7 protein-coding genes and 1 pseudogene are annotated in these 4,350 nt (G+C 40.0%); 7 read left to right on the plus strand and 1 reads right to left on the minus strand.

What is annotated here, in order from left to right:
* A pseudogene (locus tag Q7J67_00365) lies at positions 1–105 on the minus strand (transposase).
* Positions 106–573: 468 nt separating this feature from the next.
* On the opposite strand from Q7J67_00365, the gene Q7J67_00370 reads away from it, so the two are divergent.
* The 7 genes from Q7J67_00370 to Q7J67_00400 form a co-directional block, all read left to right on the plus strand.
* On the plus strand, positions 574–876 hold the full coding sequence (locus tag Q7J67_00370) for a hypothetical protein (GenBank protein ID MDO9463749.1): 303 nt from the start codon (positions 574–576) through the stop codon (positions 874–876).
* The gene (gene gvpK, locus Q7J67_00375; GenBank protein MDO9463750.1) at positions 876–1,217 is read left to right on the plus strand and encodes a gas vesicle protein GvpK; all 342 of its coding nucleotides are present in this window, start codon (positions 876–878) and stop codon (positions 1,215–1,217) included. Before Q7J67_00370 ends, gvpK begins: the two co-directional genes overlap by 1 nt.
* 16 nt (positions 1,218–1,233) lie before the next feature.
* Positions 1,234–1,440, plus strand: a complete 207-nt coding sequence (locus tag Q7J67_00380; protein MDO9463751.1) for a hypothetical protein — start codon at positions 1,234–1,236, stop codon at positions 1,438–1,440.
* Positions 1,441–1,486: 46 nt separating this feature from the next.
* Positions 1,487–2,257 (plus strand): GvpL/GvpF family gas vesicle protein, encoded by a 771-nt coding sequence (locus tag Q7J67_00385; GenBank protein MDO9463752.1) that lies wholly within the window; start codon positions 1,487–1,489, stop codon positions 2,255–2,257.
* A gap of 43 nt (positions 2,258–2,300) precedes the next feature.
* Positions 2,301–3,422 carry a gas vesicle protein GvpJ gene (gene gvpJ, locus Q7J67_00390; protein ID MDO9463753.1) on the plus strand — a complete coding sequence of 374 codons (1,122 nt, stop codon included), beginning with the start codon at positions 2,301–2,303 and terminating at the stop codon, positions 3,420–3,422.
* A gap of 45 nt (positions 3,423–3,467) precedes the next feature.
* Entirely contained in the window at positions 3,468–4,004 is a 537-nt protein-coding gene (locus Q7J67_00395; GenBank protein ID MDO9463754.1) for an Hsp20/alpha crystallin family protein, read from the plus strand.
* 52 nt (positions 4,005–4,056) lie between these two features.
* Positions 4,057–4,350: hypothetical protein (locus tag Q7J67_00400; protein ID MDO9463755.1), on the plus strand; the 294-nt coding region annotated here is incomplete at its 3' end.

Raw genomic sequence — 4,350 nt, forward strand, 5'->3', positions numbered from 1 at the left:
CAGAATGCCAAAAACCGGGACCTTGCCGGCGGCTCCCCGGCCGCGCTTGCCTTTTCTTTTTCCCCCGAAGTAGCTTTCATCTATTTCCACCTCGCCCTGGAGAAGAAGTTCTCTGTCTTCGGAAGCGGCAATAGTGCTGCATCTGATGGTATCAAAAGCCCTCAGGACCGTGGGGTAAGAAAGAGCAATTTGCTTGGCCGCTTTCCGGGCCGAGACATCCAGTTCAAAGAGCTTGATTACCCACAGCCATTCTTTGTGGCTGATATTGAGCCGGTTAATCCACCTTCCGCTGAAATCGGTGAAGGTATATTTGCACCTTTTGCAGCGGTATCTTTTGCCAAGAATCCGGTATATTTTTCGGCTCTTACAGCGTGTACAAAAAACAGGCCCATTTTTCCAACACGCTTTCTTGAAAAAGAGCCGAGCCCGATTTTCAGTGCTGATAAGGGCTTGAAAGCTGTTTAGATTCATTGACACCATTATAAACTGGTGCCAAAACTTTTACAATCACCTAAAACAAATAGAGATATAAGAAGTAGCCTGGATGTTGCAAGAAGACAGAAGGTACTCTCTATGACATCAAGAATAGAAGAGAGACTGAAGGCGGAATTGGAGGAAGAACTTGGACCGATATTAACAGAGGAAGCAATCTCCGAAATAGCCCAGAAGGAGGAAGAGAGAAAAGTAAAGCAGGATCTGGCCCTGAAGAGATCCAGGATGAAAATAATGAGGGTGAAGGAAAGGGCCAGGGAGATTCAGAGGATAAGACAGGATTTACTCAAAGATAAAAATATCGGTAAATCTTATAACCCAAATACAAAAAATTCCAGAGATAAGAAACAAAGCAAATTTAAGAAAATGAATATTGAATACTGATGCCCATAGATATTGATGAGGATAACCTAAAACATGGGGTTTTAGGCTTAGTTATTGCTTTAGTAGAGATAATTAAAGATGCCCTCAATCTTCAGGCAATAAAACGTATGGAGGGAGAAGGTTTAGAAGAAAAGAGTAAATTAACAGAGAAAGAGATGGAAAGGTTGGGAGAGGCGCTTATGGATTTAGATGTTGCCATTGAGGAGATAAAAAAGGAGCAGGGTGTTACTGAGTCGGTTAAATCGGTAAGAGATGGACTGGATGATATAGTAGATGAGGTGGTAGATAAAATGGTCAATCCGGAAAGGTGGCGGGAAGAAGCAGAAGAGAAAGGAATTTGAAGGAGGTGAGAATAATATGGTAGGCCCATTTAAATGTCCGGGGTGTGGTGCCAGTACGGGGAGCCATGATTATTGTCCAAATTGTGGCCAGCCCTTAACTCTGGGATGCGAGAAATGTGGTACAACCTGGAGGTACTGGGAGGATAGAAAATTCTGCCCCAATTGCGGCGCAAAGGCAGAAAAGATTGGTGTAACTACTCCTGCTAAAAAAAGAGGTCATTAGAAAATCGACAAGGAGGAAGAAACACTAAGAATTTGAGGGTATTAACATGGAAAACGCTGAAGCAAGATACCTTTATTGTATAGCAAGTAGCACCGAGAAGGTAAATTTTGGTAGTATTGGAATAGATGGTAGTGAGGTCTACACTATTGTCTGCCAGGATTTATGTGCGGTAGTCCATAATTGTTCTCCAGCCCCTTATCAATCAGAGGATAATGAAGTGGTAAAAAAATGGGCAATGACTCACCAAAAGGTTATTGATACTGCCTGGGAAAAATTTGGTACGGTTCTACCCCTGGGTTTTGATACCGTAATTAAAGGCGAGGAGGGAATTACCCCGGATGAGAATATAAAAAGTTGGGTTAAAAAGGATTATGAAAACTTAAAAGAAAAGATAGCCAAATTTAAAGACAAAGCTGAGTATGCGATTCAAATTTCCTGGGACGCCAGGGTGATTGGGGGAAAATTAACAGAAAGTAACCCGGAGATTAAAAAATTAAATGAGGAGATAGAATCCAAATCCAAAGGTCTGGCTTATATGTATAAACAGAAACTGGAGAATCTCTTAAAGAAACAAATGGAGGCAGAGGCCGAAAAATATTTTAAGGATTTTTATGAAAGAATTAAAAAATGTGTAGATGAAATTAAAGTAGAAAAGGTCAAAAAAACAGAAGAAGGAAAACAGATGCTGGTAAATTTCTCCTGTTTACTTTTTAAAGAAAAAAGTAAGGTATTGGGTGATGAATTAGAGAAGGTTAATAATATGGAAGGATTTTTTGTTCGTTTTACCGGCCCCTGGCCACCCTACTCATTCGTCTAACGACGAATGACATAAACCGTAAACCAATCCCAAAGGAGTTAAGGTGGAACCATCCAGAGATACACGCGCAACCCTGGTAGATTTATTGGATCGTGTTCTGGATAAAGGGCTGGTAATTAATGCCGATGTTATAATTTCTGTGGCCGGTATTCCTTTACTTGGCATCAATTTAAGGGCAGCGTTGGCCGGAATGGAGACCATGCTCAAATATGGGGTAATGCAGGACTGGGATGAAAAAAGTAGGGCCTGGGAGAGAGAACATAGGAAAAAGATGCTTCCTTCTCTGGTTGAAGGAGAAGAGATTGCCCTGAAAATATATGGTTCTTATTACTATAGTAAAGGAATCTATAATGCCTGGAAGCCAGGCTATTTTTATTTAACTAATAAAAGGCTTATTCTTTACCGTCAAGATTTTGATGAAATCACATTTCAGATACCATTAGAAGAAATAAAGGCGTTGGTAATGAGAGAGGAAGCGCATTTTGTTAAAGAAAAGAAAAAACAGGTACTTTATCTTGTAGATAAACAGGATCAGGTGTATCGGCTTAGTGCAGTAGAGACAAATCAGTTTAAAGAGGCTATTGAACAAAGAATAAAGGATATGGGACTTTATCTGGAAGAAAATCCTGTTCTTCCAGAACTTAAAGATGAGCAAATTGCCGGTTTGCTGATGGAGGAAGAGGAGGTTGTTCATCGGGGGGAGAAAAAGGTATGGTATTTAGTGCCGGCTGAAGGGATTCTGCAAGAGACCTGGAAGCCAGGCCATCTTTATCTTACAGATAAGAGGTTATTTTGGTGGTATGATTTTGATAAAAAGATAGTTTTTGATATTCTTGCTGATAGAATAGTCAGCGTTAGCACCGAAATAAGGAAAACAAGCGGTCTTGATAGTAAGAAGGAAAAGATACTGAATGTTGTATATCAGAATACAGCAAAAAGTACAGCTTCTTTTGCCGGAAAGGAAATAGATGAATGGGCGGGAGCACTAAATAGGATTGTTTCAACCCGGGATGCAGCAGGTTCTGTGCTTGAGGTGGGAACATGTCCTGAATGCGGTAAAGAAGCGCCGGTTAGAGAACTTTTAGAAAAGGGCTGCGCATATTGTAACTGGGTAAGCCCCAGGCTTAGAAAAAAGGTTCAAGAAAATGTAGCAAAGGTTTATTAATACATTGGCGTGGAACACATATGGTAAAAACAGGCGAGATTAATAATGAACGGAATTGATAGACTTCTTCAGGAACTGGATACAGGTAGTCGTAAAGTAATCTTCTATCTTTTAGAGCGCAGGCATGCCAAACTTGATGAATTAACTGAGCTTTTGGACGAATCCAGCCATATGAATACTTTGATAAGGATTAAAAATATTATAAATCCGAAAGCCTTAAAAATTCTAAAAAGGCCGGTTCTTATATTTGAAAAATCACGCGTTGATAAGAAAACCGGGGAAAACGTTCTGCTTAATTGGTGGTTACCAGAAGAAAGCGACGGAGAAGTTCCGTTGAAGGGAAAAGAATTATTGGTGGATGTTTTTGATGAAGAGAACGAAATAGTATTAATTATGGATCTACCGGGCATCCGAGAAGAAGATATTAAAGTTAAGGTTAAAAAGAAAAGCGTAAATATTATTTTTCGAGATTCGAAACGTAAAGAACACCACCAGGAGATAATTCTGCCAGGTGAATCTTTCGCCCACAAATTTAATACGCAATTTAAAAATCAGATACTTACGATAAGAATATCAAAATGAAGAATGGCTTAGCTTGGAACATTTGGAAGCCAGAGTAAAATAGAAACCGGATATGAGAACTCTTACCTATGTTCCGGTTATCCATACCAGCGCTGACCTTGGCTCGGTGGCAAAAGATGTCGCTAAAAGAGGTATTGCAAACTTAGGAGAAGATCATTGGAATGGATACCGAAAGACAGTTGAAGGCTTTTGGGGCGCTATGTTGCATTATTTTGATTCCGTAGTTGTCTCAGGAGTGAAAATATACCAGGATGGAATGATGGTAGAAGGAGAAGTCGGTTGGATGATAGTGGTAGAAGGCGTAAAAGCCGGAAGTAAGATTTATGAATTAGTCGCAAGACTTCTT

The sequence above is a fragment of the bacterium genome (assembly GCA_030652805.1).
In the GTDB taxonomy this organism is placed as follows: Bacteria; JAHJDO01; JAHJDO01; order JAHJDO01; family JAHJDO01; genus JAHJDO01.